Genomic DNA, 25,035 nt, shown 5'->3' with positions numbered 1-25,035 from the left:
CCACAACATGCCATCGACGACGAATTCGACCAGGTACTTGGACCATTCGTCGGTAACGCGGAGCTGGTCGGCGAGCGGGCCGAGCGCCTGCCGCAGCGACGCGAGATCGAGATTCTCATAGTGCCCCTCGTTGCCCGCGCGGATCTATGCCCGGCTGTTCGTCGGCGATCGGCGCCGACGCGGGCGCATCGGACGCTGGCTCGAGCAGCGTTCTGAGAAACGGCACCTGCGCTGCCGCGCCGTCAGGGTGGCGCTGGGCGACGGCGGCCCCGACGTCCTCGACGAACGCCGGTCCCTCCGGAAGTTGCCGATGGTGCACATAGGTGCCGAAATCGTAATGCCCGTCCAGTAATTCGCTCACACGCGAGGCGAATTGCTGGACCACTCGGTCTTCGGCAGACAGCGAATCGACGTCGAGACGTGCCTGCGCCTGCAGGGCCTCGTGCAGCAGAGCAGGGGCAGAATCGGGCGGCGCGGTCAACATTTCCGCCACAATCGACGCGAACCATCGACCTACTCGATCTTCGGCGGACGACGGACCGGTGTCGTCAGCATCCCGCAGTTCGAGGGCTGTGCGGAGCAGGTAGGGCGCGACGACGTCGTTCATTATGTACTCGTAGCCCCGTTGGCAACCGATATCGTCGAGTACGACGTCGGCTTCGAACCGTGCACGCAGATACTCCAGGTCCTGAGCCTCCTGCGACCGGGAGCCCGGGTAGTGCAGACCGAACACCCCGTCTCGGGCGATCGAGTTCCAGTACTCCCGCTCGGCGTCCGTGAGCACCGGCGGCTTCATCAGGTCGCGGTCGAGGTCGAGCAACGGTCTCGTCGCCACCAGCGCGGTGTAGTAGTACTGCGGAAGCTCATCGAGTGACAGAGCGCGGGCGGCTCGGCCGATGACGCTGGCGCGGCTCGTGGTGTCGCTGCCGCCCGACTGCTCCGGCGCCCCCACCGGCAGAGTCCGGAACTTCCAGATCGGGATCCGCTCACCGGGCAAACGGAGCCTGTCCTGTTCGATCAGCAGTGGGCCCGGCGACGTATTGGAAAAGCCCAGCAGCGCTTCCGCTTCCAACGCGGCTGCGGTGAGCGCGCCGAGGACCGAGAGGCGAGGACCGTGCTCGCCCAGCCAGCTGCGCTCCCAGGCGTGCCGCTGTGGGCTCTCGCTCCAGGCGCGGCCGCTCAGCTCATCGGGCGCGGCCCTCGGTACCGTGGCCACGTATCCGAAGCCGGGGCGGCGCAGCAGCGCGGCTTCGGCCTGTCCGGCATCCGGGCGCTCGGCCTCGGGTCGGGTCGGCGTCTCGCCTACCACAGTAGGAGTTGTTTCGAGCTCGAATGACTGCGTCGCTCCATCAGTTGGCGTTTCCTGCGGAACTACCTGATCCGAAACGCCTTTCGGGCTGACCGGTTCCGCTGCTCGAATCGGTTCGCTGTCGGGTGTCGGCCGGGTGGGTGCGCCTTGGATGTTGTGTGGGTGTTGGCTGTGCGCGCGGGCGCGCAGTGGTTGGGGGAGCGGGGTTGGTATGCCGTCTTCGTTCTTGAAGTAGGCGGCGAATCTTCTTGTGGGATTCGGGTTGGCGGGTTGCCACTTGTTCTGGCCGTGTTCGTCGCCGTCGTAGTTGCGTACTCGCGGGGTATTGATGTCGGGGTTGTCGATGGCGGAGGTGATGTGGTTGAGGGTGATTCCGTGGGCGGTTTTGGTGGAACGCGGGGCGTTGGCGAGGATGTCGAAGACGAGGATTTGGCCTTCGACGTTGGTGATGAGGTAGCCGTGTGAGTTGGCGTCGTCCTCGTCGATGAGGACGGCGGTGTCGATGCCGTTTCGTCGGGTGCGGACGGTTTCGATGACCTCGGCGAGGCCGTCGTCGCCGGTCTTGATCGGTCGGAGTTGGGCGCCGAGGGCGGGTTCGACGATTTTCCAGTTGTCCTCGGCTTTCCATCGGAGGTCGGTGTCGTCGGGTTCGGGTGCGTCGGGGTTGCCGCCGAGTGCTCGGAATATGCGGGTGAGGTGGATCGCGCAGTTCTTGACAACGATGGGGTCTGGTGGGTGCAGGCTGGTGAGGTTGTTGTCGTCGTCGGTGGTGAATTCGGCGATGTATGCCCTTTTGATGTCGTGGGAGGACTGTTGCCACTCCTCGCGGGTGCGGACGCGGGGGATGCGGTCGGGGTCATCGACGTCGGTGATTTCGGGGTCGGGGATGTTGGTATCGAAGATGACGGCGTGGCCGCCGACGTTGGTGATGGTGTACGGGTGCAGGTTCTTACTCTTGCCGTAGTCGACGAAGACGACGACAGTGTCGACGTCGTTGTCGGGATCCTCGACGGCGTCGAGGATGTGGGCGAGGGGATCGGCGGCGTCGGGGCCGAGGTGGGTTTCGACGAGTTGGGTGGCGATGGCGTCTCTGAGGTCAGTCCAGTTCTTCAGTCGTCGTTCGGGTTTGATTCCTTCGTTGAGGCCGAGCGCCCACAATGCTTTGGCTGTTTGGTTGATGGAGTTCAGCAGCTTCCGGGCCTTCTCGGGTGCGAAGACTCGTCGGAGGACGGACCAGGCGGTGATGGCGCCCACGCCCGCGGCGATAGCTACGCTGCCAGGCTGGTTTCCCAGTAGCGAGACTGCGCCGCCGCCGACCAGGCCGCCCAGTCCGAACCCGGCCATGGACGTCTGGAGGCGCACGGCTGACGCTCGTCCGCGTACTGCCTGCGGGGTCTTCTCGCGCGCGTAGGTGGTGATAGGTATGAAGGCCGAGCCGAGGATTGTCCAGCTGGCGCCTAGTGCCGCCGCGGTTATCCAGGGGTCGCTGGTGATTGCCATTGCCTGCACGACGGCGGCCCCGGCCAGGCTGGCCATTCTGGCGTCGAGGAGCCTTTTGATCCGGACTTTTGCCAACAACTTGTTGGGTATGAGGTTCCCTAGAACGGCCCCGGCCGGGACGAGCGTCGATACCAGTCCGATCTGTGTATGCGTCATGCCGGAGTCGAGGAGCAGTGAAGCGAACGGGATCGACTGCATTCCCAGATAGAAATTGTTGAGACTCAGGCCGTTGTTGATACGCCGCATCAGGGGATGGCCGTAGACCGTACGCACGCCGGCGGGGACCGAAGTGCGCAGTTCTTTCCAGATACTTCCCTCTTTCCGTTCGGTCGGAAGATCGGGTACCCCCGACATTGACGCGACGTTAAAAATGTTCGTGCCGAGATTGACGAGGGGGGGAAACATAGCTCCGGCCGACAGCAGAATGGGCCCTAGTCCCCCGATAACTCGGGTGAAGTTCTGTTTGAGGTTATTGTAGCGAGTCAGTCCTGTTGGCGCATCGGCAGCCATCGAGGCGATCACCTTGCCGGAAGCATTTCCGTAGAGCACGGAAACTCCCGCTTCCACGAATGTGGTTGCGACGAGTATGGGGACGGCGTATGAAGTTCCCGTCGCAAGGGCGGCAGTCGCTATGGCTGCTGTTACCGTCCCCACGATTGCGCTGCCTTTCATCAACTTCTTGGGGGAGAAGTAGTCGGTCAAATATCCCGCGATCGGTGCGCCGAGAATGATTGGCAGGGGGGTGAGCGCCGCAATGGCGCCCGCCAGACCCGGCCCGGCCTTGTCTACCATCCAGATGCTCATCGCCGAGTTCAGGATCGCGAAACCGATTTCGTTCAGGAACTCGGAGCCGAGTCGTATACCGACATTGAAGTCGTTGCGAATCACGCGCAGCAGTGATTTTTTTTCTCCGAATGGTGTGGCACTGGAATTATTCGCCGCGGTGGATGGCTCCGGGGATGCCGCCGAAGGCTCGGACGCATCGGGCTGTTGTTCGGGTCCCGTCGACTGCTGCTCTGTGGCTGCTGACGCCGTGGTGTGCGGAGCAGGCGCCTGCGGGAGTTCCTGCCCGTCACCTGGTGGGAAACGGTGTGCGAGCATCTGGGGTGGCAGGCCTCTGCCGATACGCAGCGGGGCCACCGCCGCGTTGTGCTCATCTCGCACGCGAGGCCCGGCGTCGTCCGCGCCTCGCAACAGCTCCGCGAATCGCGGATCCCGGTGCAGCGCTTGCGCGCGCGGGTGCGCGTGGTGAGCTGCGGGTTCGGCGATAGGTGTTCCCGCAGTGGGCTGCGGAGTAGTTGGCTGCGCGGGAGTGCGCTCTTCGGCCGTGGCGTTGGTGGGGCCGGGTTCGGCGGCGGTGCCCGGCGCGGTGGCGAGCGGCGTTGGGTCGGATGATGGGATACCGGGCTGGGACTCAACGACCTCCTGTGGGGAAACCGGCCGATCCGGGCCGACGGCAGCTTCGGCGGGAGTCGGAGTACCGCTGGCCGCACTGTTGTCGATGAGTTGCTCTCCGGCAGAGGGCGGATGCCGCACCACGACAGCAGCGACGACGATGCCATCCCGCTCGACGACAGATCCCGTTGTCGAGAGGTCCGAATCGGTCGAGCTGCCGACATGAACGTCTGCCCGGAACCCGCCGTCTTGGAGATCCACCGTGATGTCTACCTGGCGGGTGTCCGCTACCGTTTGTCCGATCAATTGCGACCAGGCATTGTAGGCGGCCTGTTCAGCGGCAGACTCGGCCGACCACGGTCCTGTCACCACTTTGGCGGCGATTCCGATTGCGGCAACCTCTCCTTTGCGGGCCACTGCTGCCGCACGATAAACCGGTACTCCGTTATCGACGGCCACTGCGATGTCGATAACGGCGTCGTCGTGCCGTGGCGCGGGCCCTGAAGGGCGCTCGGTTGTGAAAGCGTCGTCAGGCAGACCGAGTTTCTGCAGCGCTGTAGCGGCGCAGAGGTCACCGTCGAGGTCTGCCACTTCCTTGGACATGGCCTCGCGCGCCGTGCCGAAAATCTCGACTGCAATCACGCCGTCGGGTAATACCCGATGCAGCATTGATTCGTTGATCTCGAACCATGCTCGTGTCTTGCTGTCCTGGTGCACGACACCGGAGTTGTCTGTCAAAACGTCGAATCCGGTAGACGACCAGTCTTCGGTGCTGTCGGCGATCAAGTCGAAACGCATGACACGCTCGCCAATTCGCGTACCGGTCATTGTCAGTTCGAGCTGTACCTTGCTCTTGCTGCGCGCAACCGATGTCAAGATATTGCGCTTTGCTGCCTCGATCTGCTCGGGACTGCTCCACGTGCTCAGACGCAATTGCTCAACCGCCCAGCGGCTCGCCTGATCGGCGTGGCGCATGTTCTCATCGTCAGTCAGCGAAACACCGGCCATGCCCTGCCCGCCGACGGTCAACTCGACGGGACCGAACCCGGCCCACTCCATGGGATTCGTCGGAACTGGAGTCCGCTCCACTGGGTTCGGACCGAGTTCAGTGTTCGGTGAGAACTCGGTCGTCCCGCTGTGCTCGAACGACTCGTTCAATGTCAGCCTGGCGCCGGGGAATCTATCCTGCAGAGCCGCGACAATCATTGCGCGCACCCGATCGAAACCGGCAGTCTGCGGGCTACCCGTATAGATCGCGAATACACTTACCGCGCCAGCGAATTCCCCTTCGTACTGCTGCCGGTATTGCAGATAGACATCCATCGCCGCACCGCCGGTCGCGATTCGCACCCTATTGATGAGGGGTATTTCGTCTTGTCCGTCCCAGAACTTTCTCCGGATCGCATCGTGTGACGCGTATTCCGCTTCTACCGAGCGAAGAACGAGTGAACCAGGCCGACTTCCCGCAGCAGCGGCGATGACAATCCCCGCAAGTCCATTATTGATGTCCAGGTCAGACCCGAAAGAGCCCAGGTTGCGTTCGATGATGATCGAACCCGAAACGTCGGAGATCCTCTCGTCAACCGGATTGTCCACTTCCTGCGGCGAATTGGTCTCGGCTTCGAGTGCCTGACCGGCACTCGGGGGCAGCGCATGCCTGTCGGCTGGTAGATCGTGTTCCTGGGGAGCGTCCATCTCGGACGCGTCGGCAACGGTCTTCGGTCGATCCGGATTCTCCGGGTGCGCGGAATTTATCGGGCCGAGGTCGGTGAGCACCCACGGGTTCGGTCTACCGGTTTTCTGCCTCTTCAGCTCGGACGCGGGTCTGATCGAGGGGTCCGACAGCTGTGCTCCTCTGCCCCGAGGGAGGTCCAACGCCTCCTCGAACTCGACTTGGTCCTGAGGCATCGCGCCCCTGCCCTGGCGGAATTTCTTGGCAGGGGGCGATGCTTCGGCGTCGACCTCGTTCGCTTCGTTCTCGGCGGTCTCGGGTGCGTGGCGCGCACTCAGAGACAGCTCACCCCGGACGGGCGCCTGAGCTTGGGAAGTGGCGCTGCCTTGGAGATCGGTTGCAGGTGGCTGGAAAAAGGCCACGGCGTTGTCACGGAGTCCCGCGAATCCAGGCCCTCCCAAGAATCGCCCGGTGCGCTTGTTGTCATCGAGATCGAGCGTCGCCCGGAGGTCGGAGTCGTTGTCGTGCACCGTGTTCGGGGCATCGTCGGGTTGTGTGGCCTCGGTCCAGTGTTCTCGACCCGCCACAGTGAGGACGACCTCGTCACCGCTGCTCGCCAGGTATCCCTCACCGCTCAATTGCTGGTAGCCCTTGCGCAGGGAGGTTGCTGATGCCATGCCCAGGTGTTCGGCGAGTTCTTCGGCCGCAGGCAGTAACCGACCTGTGGTCAACCGACCGGAGATGATCGCCTCGCGCAGCGCGGGAACGACGGTATCGCGCCAGCCTTTACGTCTCGCCTGCTCCAGAAGGTCTTCTCTCGACGACCCCGCTGAGAGGATCTCCATCAGTTCCTGTGGGGAAACCGGCCGATCCGGGCCGATCAACTCGGCGATATCGGCGAGGACGTCGCTGGTAGCCGGGGTAGATGTCGGTTCGTCACCGGTGTGCGGCGTTGGGACGGACTCGCCAAGAGCCGCGGCGATATCGGCGAGGACGTTCTCAGGATCGACCTGATCCGGCGCGCGCGTCGGTCCGCCCGGTCGAACCGACCCACCGCGGTCGACCGCCGTATCGGCAGCTTGGGACAGATCGCTGTCGCGTTCCGCACCCGGCTCTAGTGCTGTCTCGGAGACGAAACCCCGCTCGGTCGACAACCCGGTCCTCGGGTCGATGACGGCGAACTCGATGGATCGGACTCCCGCCTCTGGATGGGCCTGGATCTCGAATCCGTAAACCGCATCCGGGTCGTCATGTCGAGCAGCCGCGGCCCGGAGCGCCCTTTCGGTCGCCTCCCGCGCGACATCGACTCGGTCAGAAGGCCATCCGGCCGTCAGCTCACGAACCACCCCATGCACACCGGTGATCACGGTGTTCAACTCTTGTGCCGGATCGATCGCCAGCGAGATCTGCGGCGACACATCGGCGAACCCGCCGCTGTCGGGCACCTCCATCGTCAGCGTGGCGGTCGCTCCGCCACGCCGGCCCAGCAGCGCCGACAACTCGTGCGCGCTGTCCAAGCCCGGCGAAATACCGAGCTGCAACCAGCCATCCCCGTCCGAGTCGAGTTGCGCGGCAAGCTCTTCCAGCATCGCCCCGAACTTCGACGGCTGGTCGCCATCCAGCCTGCGTCCCAGCGTTTCGTCCACCAGCAAACGCGGCTCGCCGTCTAGAGGCGCGAGGCGCGCCACGTCGATCTCCCATTCGTCGGGAGACTGCACATAGGACGACGCCAGCCGCTCTGCGCCGTCCGAGAGCTCGAGCTCGAGTGCAGGGCCCAACGGCCCATCATTCGCTCGCACCGCCAGCTGCCCCTGCTCGACTGTGCCGAGCCCGAGGGTGAGGCCGACCATCCGCCGCGCGAGCAGCTTGGCCGCCGCCACTGTCTCCGGTGACATGCCTGCCGACAGCTGGTCGATCAGTTCGTCGGTCCGTCGCGCACCGTCCGCCTCGTGGCCGGCACGGTACTCCACGATGGGTTCGGATTCGGTCCGGTTCCCATCGGCGGACCGTGGTGTATTCCCGCCGTCACCGGCCGGCGTTGCCGTCACCTGTGGCGACTCGCCTTCCCGTGCGGGGTCGGTCGGCCTGCCACCTGGGCCGAATGCGGCTGCCCCTGGGCCGGTACGTGTGGCGTTACCCGGCTCGTGATCGATGCCCGAGTTGGCCGGCTTCGGCGCTCGCCCAGCAACATTCAAATCCTCTGGACTCGTGGCTTGACGGCGCTTCCATGGCGACGGCTTGGAAGCGGCTTGCGGCGGACCATCGTGGTCGGCAGCTGACCCACCTGTGCTGGTGGGGCCAGGGTTGCGCGCTGCTTCCTGCCCGGACGCTCGGCGCCGCGCCCGAGGGGAGAGACTATTCTGCTGCGGGGCTCGATGATCGAGAGCCCCGGGGTTGCGCGTTTTCTGCTCTGTCGATGCGCCCTTCGCCTCTGGAGCACTTTCACTGCCGCCGCGACCCGGGACCGGAGGTGTCGCGTCGATCGACTCCTCTTGCGGCGCAGCTACATTCGCGCCGTCCGGTCGCGGCACCCAGGCCGCTGCGATAAGAATGCCGTCCCGCAGGTACCAGCGCCCTTCCACCGTCCTCACCTGTGGGCTCAATTCGGGCAGGCCATCGGGAATGAGAAGGCGCGCCTGGAAGGTTCCGTCCTCCAGGTTGAGCGTGACGTCGATCTCGTTGTCGACGACGTTCTCGGGAACCAGCCTTCTGGCGACCGAGTAGACGGCGGCCTTGGTTGTCCACAGCAGTTGGTCCAGGTAAACACCGTCACGTCTCAGGTCGTGGTCACCTGTGGCCCGCAGCCATTCCAATTCCCGGAGCGTGAACATCTGCTCCGGTGAGAATGTTTCGGGCTCTGCGGGTTCGAACTGGTGGTTCTTGTCGGCGAAGAAACCCAGTCCCAGGAAGTTCTTGGTGGCAACCCCAGCGGCATAATCCAGTTTCGCTGTCGTGTACTCCTCGGTGATGTCGCCCTCGACGTCGTGCGGCCATGGGAACAGCTCGGAAAAGTCCGGGCGAGCGTCTCTTGTGAACTGGGCTGTTTCCTCCTCGGAGAAACCGAGACGCAGCAGGGCCTCTCGGCCGGACCTGACTCCGGGATCGATGCCCATGTTGGTCGACTCGCTGTAGGCCACGCCCTCCGGTAGTACATGCCAGATCAGCGATTCACGGAATTCGAGCCAGATCCGCTCGCGCCCCTCGATTTGGACGATTCCCGCTCCGTCCACTTTTCGACCAGTTGTGAACTCCTGTACGGTGTGTGACTCGCGGCTCTTGATGGCCACGCTGATAATCAGCTTGCGGTCGCCGATCACCCCTTCGGTGTCGACAGTGACCACGACCTCGCCGTCACTGACGGCGAGCGAACGCAAGACCGCGTCCGCGACAGCGGACCGGACGACGTCGATCTGCTCTTTGCTGAACCAATTTCGTGGCTGCAGCCACCCGGCCACCTTGATGCCCGCGCTCCACGCGGCAAGCGCCGCCTCCTCGTCGCCGAGCCGAGCCTCGGTCACACCGCGTGGGCCCACCGACACCTCGAAAGGTGGTTCCCCACTGTGTCGCCCAGGGTGTGTCACCCGGGGGTCTTCAGCCGGGCTTGGTTCGAAGAGTCTGACTGACCAGTCAGCGTCGTCAGGCCCTACTCGAACATTCCAGCGCTGTGGCCGTTCATTTTCGGGTGATGTCTCTATCAGCTCAACGAAGGTCACCAACCGCTCGGGGTTGAAGGACCTCACCACCACGGTGTTCATGCCCGGCCGGGAGTCGGCGATGCGCTTCGCCTCGCTCACGCCCTCCTTAAGTCGAGTGAGGTACGCCAGCTCCTGACGCTGCGCGTGGTCGAGTTCCTCCGCGGGTAGTGAAGTAAGCCGCTGCTCGAGCAGCTTCATCGCCCGTGTGTTGGCGGTGTCCGCATCCTGTGGTGTCAGGAAGGGCTGGCGGCCGATCGTCGGGTGCACGGTGATGACAGCGGCCTTGTGGGCTGCGCTCAGCGAATCCCACCAGTCTGAAAGCCGTCGCGAGACAATAGGATTGCCGACCCGGGTGAACAGCGCGGCGGTGGCCGACGGCTCGACCATCGCTCGCCGCGTGAGGGAGGCAAGCGCCTGCTCCGCCAGTTCGCGTTCGGCAGGCGACGGCATTGCCACGGTGTCAGGAACGCCCGCAGGCTGTGTAGTCGTTTGCCTGCTATCGGCTGAGGCCGGTGTTTCCCACTGCGGCCGGTGGCCCCAGTCCGGGTTGGATGCGATCCACCGAATCCCGGCCTGCTGAAGCGCGTTGCGTAGTTCCTCGTTCGGCGGCGCTCGATGGAACACGACATAGTCGATATCGGATACTTGGACGCCGCCGTGCGTCTGAGTTTGGATGTGCGAGTTACGGCGGAAACTTTCTCCGGCATAGTCGCGGCCGACCCCTTCGAGGCCGTAATAGCCGAATTCGCGGTGGTTACTCGGCGTGGCGCCGAAGGATTCGGGCTTTGGATCATCGACTTTGCTCGGTATGGCACTTACGTACGCCGGGCTGCCAATATTTGCTGTTGTTCTCAGTCTCACTGCCGGTTTGAAGACGATGTCCACATCGCCGTACTCTGCAATGCCAGGGAGCTCGGCCTCGTGCTTCCAGTCCCCGCGGCTGGTGCGTATGCGCCCGTGGACCGGCCGCAGTTCCACCGGAAGATCGAGTGTGTGTCCGAACAGCTGCTCCTCGATTTTCGCCCTGCCCTCCAATGTTATTTGTGCCAGCATTCTCCCCTCATAAATTTCGAAGAGGGTCTTGAATCTGCCGCTCGCGAGAATCTTTCCGAGATTCGAGGATCTGGTCCGATGCACGATCTCGCCGCTGAACGCCTGCTTCAACTCCTCGGTCATCAATACATTGAGCTGTCCGAGTGTGATCCCCAACTCCGCCGCCAACGCCGCGGTGCGGCGCTCATTCGCGACATAACGCTCGGCATACGCACGGTCTCCGTCATCCGGAATGCGCTGTTCGGCCTCGGCTCGGATCTGCTCCACGAGCGGGTCGGCGGCGTTCCTCGCGTCGAAGTAGCGGTGAAACAGTTCCACCACATCGTCATCGGGCCGACCACGGAACTCCGGCACCGAGTCCGTATCGAGGTTTGCGGACGTGCCGTCGTGTGCTCGAACCGGTTCTTTGTCGGGTGTCGGCTGGGTGGGTTCGTGGTCGGGTGTTCGGGGGGCCTCGGGGGGTTGGCCTTGGATTTGGTGTTGGGGTCGGCGTAGGCGTGGGAGGAGTCTTCGGAGTCGGGGGGCTTTCGGGGTGGTTGTGCCCTTTTTGGTCGTGAAGTAGGAGACGAAGGCTTTGTCGATGTCGTGGTAGGTGGGTTCCCATTTGTTGTCGCCGTTTTCGTCGCCGTAGCTCCGTACGCGGGGGCCGTCGCCGGTGATGAGGGTGTCGAAGACAAGGACGGTGCCTTCGACGTTGGTGATGAGGAATCCGTGTGCCTTGTCGCCTTTTTGGACGACAATGGCGGCGCTGTCGATGCCGTTTCGGCGGGTGCGGACGGTTTCGACGATGTCGTCGATAGCGCCATCGCCCTTGATTTTATGCTGTCGGAGTTTGGTGCCGAAGATGGATTCGAGGAGTTTGTAGTTTTTATCGGTTTGCCACGCGGGGTCGGTGTCGTCGGGTTTGTGTGCGGATTTGTTGTAGTTGAGTGCGTAGAATGTGCGGGCGAGCTGGATCGCGCATTCTCTGACGGCGGCGGGGAGGGATGGGCCGGATTCCGGGTGTCCGGTGGAACCGTCACCGCTCGGCGGCAGCTCACTTGCGCTTTTGCGTGTGAAAATTCCGAGTGCTGCGAACGCGAGGGCTGTTGTGCCGAGTATTCCGCTGTTTATCAAACCTCCCCAATAGCTACCGGCGGACGTCAACAGATAGCTGCCCAATATGCCGCCGAGGATTCCGCCTGCAGCGCTGAAACTCGCAAGGGTCGACCATGCCCCAGCGTCGGCATTTTCAGGAACTTTGGCTTGCAGGTATCCGGCGAACGGGACGTTGTTGAGGAAACCGGTTGCGCCGGCGAGAGCCGCGGTCAACCAAAGGACCAACGCGTCGGTGGTGGTCGCGTATGCGGCCACAACACCCGCGTACGCTGCCACCGAGGTCGGGTAGGTCCATTTAACGTTGGCGTGGTCGATAAAATTCTTCGGTATGAATTTTGCCCCCAACAGGCCTCCGCTGATGATCCCCACGGAGAGTAGGATCATCATGGCCGCTGAAAAACCTCCGTCGTGGAGTAGTTGAGCCAATTGCATAAGGGCTGTCTGGACACCGAACAGCGCCGGAATGCACAGCAAGAGGACGCCGCGCAGGTACGAGTCCTGCCACATGGCGCGGGCTCCAGTAAAGAAACCGGCCTTCTCCTCCTTCGCTTCCTCCTTCTCTTCCTTCTTCTCTATCGTCGGAAGCTTGGACAGTGCGAGCAGATTCACCAGTGAGGTCACAACGCTGGTCAAGAACGGGAATGCTATTGAGATCCGTTCGAGTAACGGGACAATGGACTTGCCGAATCCGCCGGCGATCGACCGTTCTATTATCCTTAGTTTATTGGCAACTGTTTTGGCGGCATCCTTCTCTTTTTCTGTGGTAGCCAATTGTGTACCGTATTTATTGGCGCTTGCAGAGGCAAAAGCATCGAGGACCGCACCGACGACAGCCGAGCCCATGGCGACCGGCAGAGCGTGCGGCAGATCCCACACAACCCAGCTGCCGACGCCGGCCATGATCGCAGCGCTGGTTGCCGACAACCATCGCAGCATCCGGCGGTTGTTGATCCGGTCCGCAATCGGTCCGGCCAAGAATTGTGAAATCAGCGTGGCTGCTTGGGTCACGGCTGCCGTCAGGCCGATCGCCTGCAGCGAGGCACCCATGTCGAGGAAAACCAGCGGGAGGGTCGCTATCAAGCCGGCACTTCCCGCGCCGGCAGTGGCCGAGCCCCAGAATCTCAGGGTGAGGTTTCTGAACTTGGGTCGAGTTCTGTCGCGGATCCATTGGAGCCACGATTTCGCGGGTTCGTCCGGGTTTCCGGGCTGGTTGGATCCCTCGGTGGGTGGGTCGCCGAGGATTTCGTGTAGTCGTTGTTCTTTGGTGGGGCCTTTGGGGGCTACTTGGGGGAGTGCTCTGAGTTTGCCTTCGGAGGTTCTTGTGTATTCGCGGGTGAAGACGGCTACGGGCTTTTCAGTGTGGAGCTTTTCCCAATCCTCGCGGGTGCGGACGCGGGGTGTCGGTCGTTTGTTTTGTTCCTTTTCGGCTTTTGGGGTGGCTGGTTGTGGGATTTTGGTGTCGAAGATGAGGGTCGGGCCGCCGGGGGTGGTGGTGGCGGTGAAGCTGTGGGCGGTTGTGCCGTCGTCGGTGACGAAGACGATGGTGTCGATCTTGTTGGTGGGGTCTTCGAGTTTGTCGAGGATGTGGGCGAGAGGGTGGGCGCCGGGCGCGCTGGTTGTGGGTGGGTCGATTCTGGTGAAGCGGTTGTCGAGGCCCTTTCCAAGGTCTTTCCAGGTCTTGACGGTGGTGGTCGGGCGGGTGGTTTTGTCGTAGCCGAGGGCCCAGGTGACATCGAGGGTTTGGTTGAGGCAGGTGCGGACGTAACCGGCGATCTCGATGGTGGTGCCGCGGGTGTCCTGGACCGCCGCCAACGGTTGGCTGCCCAGCTGCTCTTCCAACTGCGTGGCAAGGCGGAGGAAGATGGCACGCTGCATCGTGTCGATGGCGTCCGAGGAGCGACCCAACGCTTGTGCCGTCTGGGCGGGCGACTGTTCGAGCTGGAAGCGACGGTGGAGGACTTGTTGGTGTTCGGGCAGAAGTTGTTGGATGCAGTCCTGCAGCGCCTGTTGGTTGTTGTCGAGCGCGTACCGAACGATGGGCGGCAGATCCTCGACAATCGCGCTGTCGGCCAGCGCCGTCACCAATTTCAGGTCGGCGCCTACGTCGGCGCGACCCTCGGCGTCGCCGAGCAGCAGGGCGGCGAGGCGTCTGATGCCCTTGCTGTAGTGGTTTCTGTGGTCTGCACCCAGTGCCCGCGCGATGTCTTTCATCGGCTGCTTGTTGAGGAGGCGTGCTACTACGGCTGCGCGCTGCAAGTCACCAAGCTGCCTCAGCGCCGCGTTGAAGGCCTTCCTGTCGTCGTTCAGCGCGTGCATGACGACTTCCAGCGATTCTTTTCCTGCCTGCGCCTCGAGCGATCGAGCGAGGTGGAGCATGGCATCGCGCTGCAACACTCTGACCGCGCTTGGGCTTCGCTCCAGAGCTGCTGCGGATTCTGTGACGGTCATGCCACGCCGAAAGCGCAGGTTCAGGATTTGCCGCTGAGCCGGTGTGAGCTGATCGAGGCAGGCCGCTAGCGCCGAGGGTTCGTCGGTCAGTGCATCCCGAACAATTGGTGGCATACGGTCGACGATGCTGCTGTGCGCCAACGCCGAAACGATCTGTGCTGCAGGCACTTGGGCATGCGGCGGCGCACCGAGTTCGGAAGTCGTCTCGAGCAGTTGCTGCAGACCCTCCCGCTCCAACCGGTTGACCACGCGCTGCTCCAAGCCCGTGATCCGCGCTACCTGTGCGACCGGTCTCCCTTCGCCGATCCCGAAGCGCAACATCAGCACTTCACGCGTTTCTTCGGTGAGCTGATCCAGGCCGTGCTGCAATATTTCCGCGCCGGCCGATGCTACGAGGCCGCCGCGCATCCCTGCCGGTGTTTTGGTGCCCGCAGCGGCCACCAGCGCCCGTCGGAGCCGATTGAATTCCAGGCCATATCGGGCGAGTACGAGGTTGGTGATCGCATCCAAACGACCGTCGGCGGTATCGGCGTCGCGAACCGGCGTCGTGGCGGCGCGGCTGAATATCTGGGCAGTGAGATACTCAGCCGTCCATGGGTCGTCGTTCGCATCGAGCATCCGTCGGAAAGTGGGGGTCGAATCCGGTACGAGGTCCGGCAGCACAACCAGACCAGTGGAGTCGACCGACGGCGTGCCCGCCATCACGGATCGGGTGGGTTGGGCCGGTGTGGCTTTGTTGGGCGTGTTCGGCTGCGCTGCAGCCGGATTGCTGTCCGTCGGCCAGTGGACTCGGCTTGCTATCGACGTGCCTGCCTTGGTGCGACTCACCAGATACCCTTCGGCGGCCAGCCGCCGGTAGGCCGTGGCCATGGCACTCGGCGACGGCATCCCGAGCTGGGTCGCGAGGTCGCTCGCTGCGGGTAGCAACTGCCCCTCGGACAACCGACCTGAGCGGATTGCCTCGCGCAGCTCGGACTCCACGACGACCTGCCAGCCCCTGCCGGCCGCTTTCGTCGTCAGTTCCGCCATCGAGGTCGCCTGGGCGAACATCCTGAGCAGCACCGCCGGATCCAACCGATCATTCGTCGGATCGAGTTCTGCATCAAGGACTTTGGCCAACGCCTGGACGGCGCGGTTGTACAGCGGCTTGATCGAGGACTCGCTGCGGAATCCGATTTCCTCCGCGATCTGGGGGAAGGTCAGGTTTCGCTCATGTCTGAGTTCGAGGCACAGTATTTGGTCGGGGTTGTCGATCCGTTGAATCTTGGCACGCAGCTGTTCGAGCTTGCTGTCGTCACCTCGTGCGGCCGCACCCAGAGCTGTTGTGAAGGCAGCCCTGACCTTGGGGAGCGCGTCCGGAATCGGGACTGGCCGAGTCTTGGTTGCCGCTACCCCGCCGCGGTCGGTCTCGGGTGCCGGGGTGCCGATGGGTCCTTCGGGATAGTCGTGTCCCGCGGTTCCGGGGACAGGCAGGTTCGGGTCGAGCGGCGCTATCGGTAGACGGTCGCTGCCGAAGTAAACGGCATACACCCGTTCGCCCTCGAGTCCCGTTGTGCCACGGACATATTCTTTCCACTCTGCGGTGCGGTCCAGGCGCTCGAGCTGCTTCTCGTTCGGGTCGTAGCCGACGAGATCGCCTTCGATGATGCGTCCGGTCTCCTCGTCGTTGCGTATCAGGGTCGCGTGGACGCCGAGGCTGCCGGGGCGTTCTACGACCAACACGGCCTGTGCTCCAGGGCCCAAATCGGATACCCGATCGGCGACCTTGTCGCGAGCGGTGCGTTCCTCGTCGGGTGTGACGCCGGCGGGCTGCCAAGCGGCGCCGGTCAACCGTGCGAGATCTTCGGCCCACGTGCCGGCAGGCGACAGCGGTCCTGCGGGCATCGTGACCGGGACGCCGTCGAGGAAGAGCTGGGAAAGTATCCACAGCGCGCAATCCCTGCTGCCCTCCAACAGAATTGCCAGCGCGGGGTCGTACCACGACAATTCCTGATCGTCCGGGACTGCGAAAGCGGTGGACCCGTCGTGACTGGGCAGGGCGATCGGTGCGGATGCCCGGACAAGATAGGGGTTCAGCTCGGGGTTCGTTCGCGCGAGCTGAACGAGCCTGTCGGCCTCGGGATTTCCGCTCGAATCGATGCGGATCCTCGTCAATTCCGCTCGCCCACCAGGTTGCGTGGCGTAGTACTTCCGAATTTTGATCAGCCCGCGGAGATCGGCGATCAGCTTTGTCGCAGCCGCGTCCTGATCGGTGGATCCGATCCACAGCACCGTCGCGACCCGGCGACCGGGGGCGGTCCGCGCGGAATTCTCGATGTCCTCGACTTGGCGGGCCACACCCGATGTCACCGAATGCAGGTCTACGCCCGGTCCGCGCACGATGACATGGACCTCGTCGGCGGCGTCGACATCACCGATGGCCAGCACCAGCTCTCCGGACCCGCCGGAGGCGTACGTCAATAAGTGGACCGGCGGATGCCCGGGCAGCTCGGCCGCCCGTTCCTCCGCCATCGCGATCCCGGCCGTCACCGCGATCCGGATAGCTCGCGCGATGTTCAGGTCGGAGGCGATTTCTCCGGTGATCCGGTTTCCATTGGCATTCGCCGTGCCGTCCTTCCTTCTTGCCGCATACAGCAGTGTTCGCTTATCTCGGTCTCGCCACCGCGCAGGCACGTACGCGAGGTTGACGCGGCGATGCATCACCCCGGTCAGGTCCCACCGTTGCTCTCGATTCAGGGAGTGGAATGCTTGCGCTCCCGCGACTCCTGGGTCGAAGGCGTAGCCGATCAGCGGAGCGTCCACCTTCAGCATGTTCACAATGCTCGACACCTGCTCGGCCGCCACGTTCGCCATGCGGGTGCGCGCAGAGCTGGATGCCGGAACAGCGGTTGGGAAAACGCGCGTGGGTACCCGCGGCTGGGCGAGCAGCTGATCAGTGGCTGCCCGCAATCGGCGCTCGAGCTCGCTGATCTCTTTCCGAATACGACGGAGTTGCTCGGCCTTCGGATCCGGAGTCGGGTGTGGGTCCAGCGGGTCGGGCACGCCCACAGCGCCGAAATCGGCTCCCGCGCGGACCTCCGCGCGGAGCTGCTCGCGCCGTGCGCTGGCCGCGCGATGTTGCCGGATGAGCGGCTCGAGCGCCGCGAAGTGCTCGTTCAGGCGGTTGATCTCGCTGATCGATGAGATGAGCAGCTCGAGTTCGTTGTACTGCTCGAAGAGTTGCCACCATCCCTCATCACCGGGACTTCCCTGCCGTGTCAGCAAAGTCCGCACCCATGGACCCATCACGGCGGGGCTGATGCCGATGTGCTGGGCGAGCAACTCCGCCAATTCGTCACGTTCGCGCAATGCCGCCGAGTCACCGAGCGCTAGATTGCGCAGTTCGGCCACCTCCTCGGCGGTGGCCTGCATCAGCTGACGTCGGGAGTTGCCCTTCAGGACCGCGGCGTCGAGGGTGACGAGCAAGCCGATCTCGGCGTCCAGTTCGTTGACCCGCTCGGCTGCTGCGAGCAGGTTCCGGATATCGCGGAATTCGTTGACCGCATCATTGACGGCCTCGTCGGGGGCTTGCGCGGGGGCGGTGCGTTGCCTATCGCTGAGCAGCGCGGTCGCCCTCGTCTGTGCACCGCGCATTCGAGTGTTCAGCCGCTGCATCGCCACCGATCCCGGCGTCAATGCCTCCGGATCTTCATGCAGCTGCCCAGCGAGTTGATCGCGTTGGGAGCGGGCCTGCTCGCGGAGCGATTGGAGTTGCCTCTGGGCTGGCAGATGCGGCGCTGTGGGGCCGTTGGTGAGGTCCGATCGGGATGCCACTTCCTGGAGTTGGCGGTCGAACAAGATCGGCCATGGGTCCTCGGGTCCGCCCGGCCCAGTCGGGTCTTGGATCGACTCTTCGAGATCGGCTCGCCGCAGGGCCAACGCGTCGAGATAGGTTTCGGTCAGACCCGGCCAGGTATCGTCCAGCTCGTCGGGCCTGACCTGTCTCAGCAGCGCATGCAGGTGGACTCGGTTCAATTGGTCGAGAATCACCAGTGCGCGATGGATCGGCCCGGAGGGGTGGTCGGCGAACTGCTGTTTCGCCTCGGCCACCAGCTGACGCCATTGCTCTGTGGTCCAGGTATCGGACGGGCGCGGCAATCCGAATTCCGTGGCCAGTCGGTTCGCCAGATCGAGGCGGCGCCGCTCCAGAATCGTTACCAGATCAGTGGATTCGCCTGTGAGGTCGGCATCGGCCGCACTGTCCTGAATGCCACTGAAGCGAGCTAGCACGTCGGTGTGCCAGTCTCCTCGGTTCCGAGCCGCGTAACGGAGCTGGGAATCGTTGAGCCGCTGCGCGGTCGCGGCGAGCTCCGCGGGCGGAATGTGGTGCGCAAGCGCCTCCAGCGTGCTGTCGTGCTCGGTCATGAAGCGTTCGACGAACCCGGTCGGATCCCAATCGTCGGTGAAGGCGTTGAGGTAGCTGACGGGAATCAGACGGTTAGCGCGATCCAAGCGCCACTTTTCGCCCGTATGCGAATTCGATGGATGGATAGTGCTATTGGCCAACCCCAGTCGTTTGGCATCGGGGGTGAGCACGTAGTCCGCCCAGGCGTCCTCGAAGTCCACTGTCGCCATGCTGACCACATCGCGTCCTGGCACGAACTCGACGAACACGATCCGCTTGCCACGGCGCAGCGCGTCCGGAGCCGGCACTCCGGCATCCCTGACGGTGTGCAGTCCCATCTCCTGCGAGTCGGCCTGCCTCACGGTGCGCATCGTCCATTTGACGGCCTGATAGCCATTTCCGTAGGTGATCAGCTCCACTTTCTCCGGCGCCGTCGGGCGATCTGAACCGGAGTCCAGACGCTGCCGGGGGGAGAGTTCGCCGGATGCTTCGGCTTCGGCGAGCTTTTCCTGGAAGCTGCGATCATCGGTGAGGGTGTTGAGCCACGCGATGTCCTCGGGATAGGTATAGAAAACCATCGCAGGTTCGTCGCGCTGGTAGTCGCCGGATGTCGGCGTCGCGAGCAGTTTTCCGTCCGTGTCGATCAGCACTCGCCGGTACTCGATTGCTAGCCCGTCGCGCGCTGCCCGCTCGCGCAACCCCGGGGCGAGGGTGTCCAGCAGCAACTGCTGGCTTTGCACTGGTGAAGCGACCACGATGCGTTCACCCGGAACCTCCACGACATCCGGGATCGGGCGTCCCTCCGCGTCGTGGACGGGGACTCCGCCCTCCGCAGCGAGCAGGTCGCGAGCCGCTAGTACAGCCAATGCCAGTCGTGTTTCCTCCAAGTGCGCGAAGGCGCGTTCGACGTTCGGCTTCAGTAGCCAGAAGTGCTGGAGGAGCTCGGCGGCCGCTTTGTCGTTGGTCAACAGGGTGACCAACTCGTCGTCGGCGACGAGTCGGCGCAACTTCGCCTCCAGACGGCGCCGCTGGATCTCCGCGACCTTCTCCGCGATCCATCGGATTCCTTCAGCATCCTCCCGATGCAGGTTCGTCGTGTCGATTCCGAGCGCGAGCCCTGGGCGCAGCGCCTCGGCTGCTATTTCCGACGCGTGTTTCTCGGCGATCGCCAGCCGCCGCTGGATGGCGGGGGATGGTTCAGGGCGAGCGTGAGTGTGGGAAGCGGTTGCACCCGTGCCGTTTTCATCGAGTTGTGGTGCGGCTGGCGCTTCTGGGGTGGCAGTGCTCGGGTCTGTCGCCGGGGTCGCGGGAGACTCCTTTGCGGCCAGGACCTGATCGGCTGTCGGCACGGGGCCATTCGGATGGTCCGGCCGCGGTGTTTGCTGCGGTGTCGGGGGTTCGGCGGCCGCGTCGTCGTTCTGGCGCTGGCTGTGGCCGCCCTTTCCGGTTGCCGCCGGATCGACCCAGCCCTTCGGGTCCGGCTTGTTCGGGTCGTGGTGGAAGGCCAAATGTTGCTGTGACAGTCGGTTTTGCTTCTCGTGTGGCATGCGGGGACCGCGGACGGGGTTGCCGAGCGCGTCGACTTCACCGAAAGACGCGGCCGCTGAATGCGCCGCGCCTGCGGCAGGGACAGCTCTGCCTCTGCCCCATGGTGTGCTCGACTTGCTGGTAGCCCCGGTGGTTTCGGCCCGGCGCCACGGTGTGGGTTGAGGGCGCGCAGTGGACGATCCGGCTGCGCTTGTCGGTTCGCCATCAGGTTCCGATGTGCGACCTTGCGGGGTGACCGACGATCCGTGGGTTCCGCGAGAATCTGTGGGCGCGGCGGGATTCGGTGTCTGCGGCTGTGGTGTCGGGTTGCCGCCCGGCTCCGGCTCGATCTCCAAGAGCGGGCCGAAGCCGGGGCCTGTCGGCGGAAATTCGCTCGTGAGGACAGTGATGTTGTCCTTTTGCCCTTTCTCTTTCGCTCTTTGCACCACCGCCTTTGCTGCTCCGAGCATATTGCCCGGTTCCTGTTCCAGCTGCGTGACGATCACGTCGCGTAGAACATCTGCCGGCGTTACCTCTGCGCTGGAAGCCTCGACGGCGAATTCCCATCCGCCATCCGAAAGCAGGACTACGACGCCCTTACCGCGGGGGCGGTAAAGCCTTGCGTTCGATCCTCGTGATCCTGTGTACGTCCGTCCCAGGAACCGATCCGGACCTTCCGCAAACTGAGAGCGGCTCGCCTCCTTTTCGGTGGCCGGTTTTTCTTTGGTGCCCAGTATTTCCATCATGGCCGCGAGATTCGAATCGTCGACACTCAATTGTTCTGCTGGTTGACCCTTGTCGAGGGGGCACCAATACGCGCGTGTGTCGCCGTACGAATCGACAGCGACCCAATCCAGCCCTTCTGCGGTGACGACGATCGTGGCCGCGGGTGGATTGTCGTGTCCGGCGTATTCGTTCGCCGCCAGTTCCGCCGCCACCTGCTCTGCCGCGGCTATCGCGCCCTTGACCAGCGCCAACGGATCGAAATCGTGGCCGGTCTGGATCGCGCCTGCCGCGTCGGCCATGCTCTTGACGGCTGCTTGTGCGGCGAGCCAGGCAAGCTTGTAACTGTGTGATGAACTGGACGTTCCGTCGACCACCGCCTTGAAAACCACCGGCTGACCGTTGATGGTTGTCTTCACCATCGCGAACGCATCCATATTCACTGGATGTTGGTTCTCGCCAACTCCGCCGATGTCGGTCACCGCGGCGACGGAGCCCTGATCTTCTTCATAATGTCTCGGCGGTTGACGGTGGAAAGGCGCGGTCTGCCCAGGTGCGTCGTCGACAGTTGGCTCCAAGGACACTGCGTGCTGCGCACCGTCGGGCAGTGGCCTGGCTTCTGATGTCTCGGGGAGATCTTCCGACGACTGGAACCGTTGTGTGCCGGACGGCGTCGCGGTATTCGCCTCGGGCCAAGCCTGAGATCGCGAGGTCTGTTCGGACGCGGATGGCGTGCCGGTATTCGCTGCGGGCCACACCGGCTGTTGTGGAGTGTCGGATAGTGCGGTGGATTCTGAGGTATCCACGAGGTCTTGCCATGACTGGTGCTGCGGAACATTCTGTGCCGCAGGTGGTGTGGTGGTGTTCGATTCCTGCCACGTCGGAACTTGCGGGATCTGTTGGGCCGCGGACGCTTCGGTATTCGCTTCGGGCCACGCCTGCTGTTCTAGAACGGGACCGGGCTGTTGGGGTGGTGTGGGCCCGAACGCGTCCAAAGCCGCGATCAGCTCGCCGATCAGGCGCTGGGCGGCCTCGTCCTCCGCCTTCGCATTCGCGAGCCGCTGTTCCCGTTCGGCGGCGGCGCTTCCGGGCTGCTCTGCATAACGCACTGCCTGCGCAGCCTCCAGATATGCAGCTGCCTTGCGGAAGTTTTCGGTGAGGGTCGCGAGTCTTGCGCGGCCGATTTTCGCGGTCGGATTTTCGAGAACCGCGATCAGGTCGTCGAGCGCCGCGAAACTGTCGTGCAGCTGGTAGAAATTGTCCGAATCCAGTGCGAGGCCGTCGTTGATCTCGCTTTCCGGAATTTCGGCGGCCCGTGACAGCGCCTCGCCGATCTGATCGGCGACCGCTCGCACCCTGTCGATTTCGATACCGTCCAACAGGCCCGTGGCATAGGGATTCGAGCGGTCACCATCTTGTACCGCACCGAGTTCCGATATGGCCGCCTCAAAGTGGCGAACAGACTCCCGGAACCGGGCCTGCGCATCCTGGATCATCCGCTCCCGCTCGGCCGCACTCGGCTCCACCTGCCGGGCTTCCGCCTCGGCCACGCGGACCTGCGCTGCCTTCCGTGACCACTCTTCCACCCCGGCGGAGAAGGACCGCAGCACCCTGAGCCGCGCGGCGGGTATCTCCGGATTCGATGCACTCTCGGCGGCCAGCTCCTCGTTCACCAGGACCAGCACTCGCTCGAGCAGCGCGACGCGCTCCGCGTCGGCCCGGCCGAACATGGCGTCGGCGTGATTTCTGGTGACGGTGTTGCGCAGCACGCGCAATCGGTCGAGATCGGCCGAGGTGGCATACGGGTTGTCTGCCATCGCGGGGCCGACTTCGTTCCGGGAGGACGCAGCCTGGCTCGGGGGTTGGCGGTTGCCTTGTGGTGTTGACGCGTTGGACGGGCCGTGGTCGCCGGGGAGGTTGTGGAAGACGACTCCGCCGTAGGGGAGCCCGGCGTGGCCGCTCGCCCGCTGGGGTTGCGCGGCAGCGTCGTGTTGGGTGTCCAGGTTCGCGAGTGCCGTGTTGTGCTCGGCGAGCACCTGGTGGGCGATCTCGGTCAGTTGTGTTGCTGTGAGCGCTGTTCGGGGGTCCGCCTGTGCTCGAGCGGCGCGTTGGTGGACCTTTGCGGTGAGGTGCCGTGCTACCTGAACGTCGGCGACCTCGCTCATCAGAATGTGGTAAACACGGTCCGAATCGGTGGTCTTGTCGGTCGCCTCTGCCTTCGGCTCCGAGGCTCTGGACGTGTCCTCGGGCTCTGGTACGGCCTCGAGTTGCCTGGAAGCTGTAGTTGCAGAATCTGTTTCGCTGCCACGGAGGTTCAGACGTTCGAACTTCATCGCGGCCTCGGTTCGATTGGCGACTCCGAGTTTCTTGTAGATGATCGTCAGCTGGTTCTTGACGTATTTCTCGGAGGTACCCAGTTGCTCGGCTATTTCTCCGTTCGTTTTGCCTTCGGCGAGTAATTCGAGTACCGCGATCTCGCGGTCGCGGAGCGGGTAGAGCGGAATTTCGGCCGTTTCCTCGGAGTTTGTGATCGGGTCGACTAGTCCCAGGTTCCGAGCCTTGAGTGCGGCCTCGGTTCGATTGGTGACTTCCAGTTTGCGATAGATCTCCGTCAATCGGTTTTTCACGGTCTTCAGCGGTTCGCCTCGGCGCAACGCAATTTGATTGACTGGCACACCCTCGGATATCAGTTGGAGCGTTTCCAGCTCGCTGTTCGATAGTTGGTGCCGGATGCTGTGGGGGTCGAGGTCCAACTGGGAAGCCTTGACTGCTGCCCCGGCCCGGCTGCTTACGCCCAGCTTCTTGTATATTTTCGCCAGACGATTCTTTACGCCCTTGACCGACATGTGCAGCGCCGCCGCAATTTCCGCGTTGGTTTTGCCCTCGACGAGGAGTACCAGCGTCTCTTCATCGATACTGGTCAGCGCGATTCTGCCTGCCTCGGGAGCGTCAGCGCGGTTGAGGTCGAGCAAGTCCCTCGCCTTGATCGCGAGTTCGGTCCGATTGCGGACATCGAGCTTCCAGAAAATGTTCTGCAGACGCGTCGCTACAGTCTTCCAGGACATACCCAGTTGCTCGGCGATTCCGCTGTTGCTCTTGCCTTCGGCCACCAAGCGGAGCACTTCGACCTCGCCAGGGGTCAGCCGGTCGCCTTGCGGTCCCTCGATCGCAGTGGATGATTGGCCGGTCTGCGAATCGGCAGGGCCTGGGGCCTTCACCACGGGGTCGGTCCGTCCGGCGGTGGCGGGGAGTGTTCGGTCGAGCGGTTCGTCCGATGTCAACAGATTCGCATCGGTCCCCGGTGATTCCGCCATGTCCGCGCGCGCCTGATCGAGCTCGCTCGTGGCGACTGCCTGGTCGCCCTGCCGCGGTGCCGTCGGCTCCGCCGATCCACGCGTGAGCGGCACCGACTGGTTCGCGGGTGTCGCCTCGGTGGGAAGTGGGCGATGCGGTTGATCGCCCCGGTGATCCTCGGTCGGCTCAGTGTTTTTCGGTTCGGTGGCTCGTCCGGCAGCGGGTCCTTGATCGGTGGAGCTCGGGAGGTAGCCCATGCGCAGCGCCATTGCCATCAAATGCGGCCGGTTTCGGGCACCGAGTTTGGTGCGGAGCGCGGCTTGGCGTACATCTACGGTGCGGCGCGACACCTCGAGGTCCGTCGCGATCTCCTCGTTGGTGTCGCCGTTGGCAATTCGCGTGAGCATGTCGGTCTCGTCCGGGGTTACCTCCGGGCGGTCGGTGTCGGTAGCGGAGTCGTGGCCGGTGCTGGGCAAGATGCCGATGCGGGTACCGATGACCACCATCTGCGCGCGGGAGCGGGCGCCGAGCTTTTGGCCGAGCTTCACCACGTTGGCATCCACGACACGTGAGGACACCTGGAGGTCGGCCGCGATTTCCTTGCTCGTCTCGCCGTTTGCCAGCCGTACGAGCAGGTCGATTTCTTCCGGGGTCGGCGCGAAATGGACGATCTCGACAGCTTCATCTGTCGAGGCGGGCAAGGGGATGCCCGGCCTCTGCCGAGCCGCGGCGATGGCCTCCGCCCGGTTATGGGCCCCGAGCTTCTGGCGTATTCGGCTCCAATGGTCACGGACCTCTTGCTCGGACAGGCGCAGCCGCGACGCGATTTCCTTGTTCGTCTCGCCGTTCGCGACGCGAGTGAGTATGTCGATTTCGCGTACGGTCAGCGCATGTCGGCCGATGTACTCGGCCTTGGCCGCCATCTCGGCTCGAGTGC

Annotated in this window: 1 protein-coding gene (running past one end of the window); it reads right to left on the bottom strand. The window is 63.8% G+C overall.

What is annotated here, in order from left to right:
* Positions 1 to 115 precede the first annotated feature (115 nt).
* Positions 116 to 25,035, bottom strand: partial view of an MFS transporter gene (locus tag ACFU4Z_RS08725; protein WP_379060807.1) — the 3' portion only. 12,496 nt of this gene lie beyond the right edge of the window; only the last 24,920 of its 37,416 coding nucleotides appear in the window; its start codon lies off the right edge, out of view; it ends in the stop codon at positions 116 to 118.

Origin of the sequence: Nocardia sp. NPDC057440 (assembly GCF_042802915.1) — a bacterium.
In the GTDB taxonomy this organism is placed as follows: Bacteria; Actinomycetota; Actinomycetes; order Mycobacteriales; family Mycobacteriaceae; genus Nocardia.
This window is presented reverse-complemented; position numbering and strand designations above follow the sequence as displayed.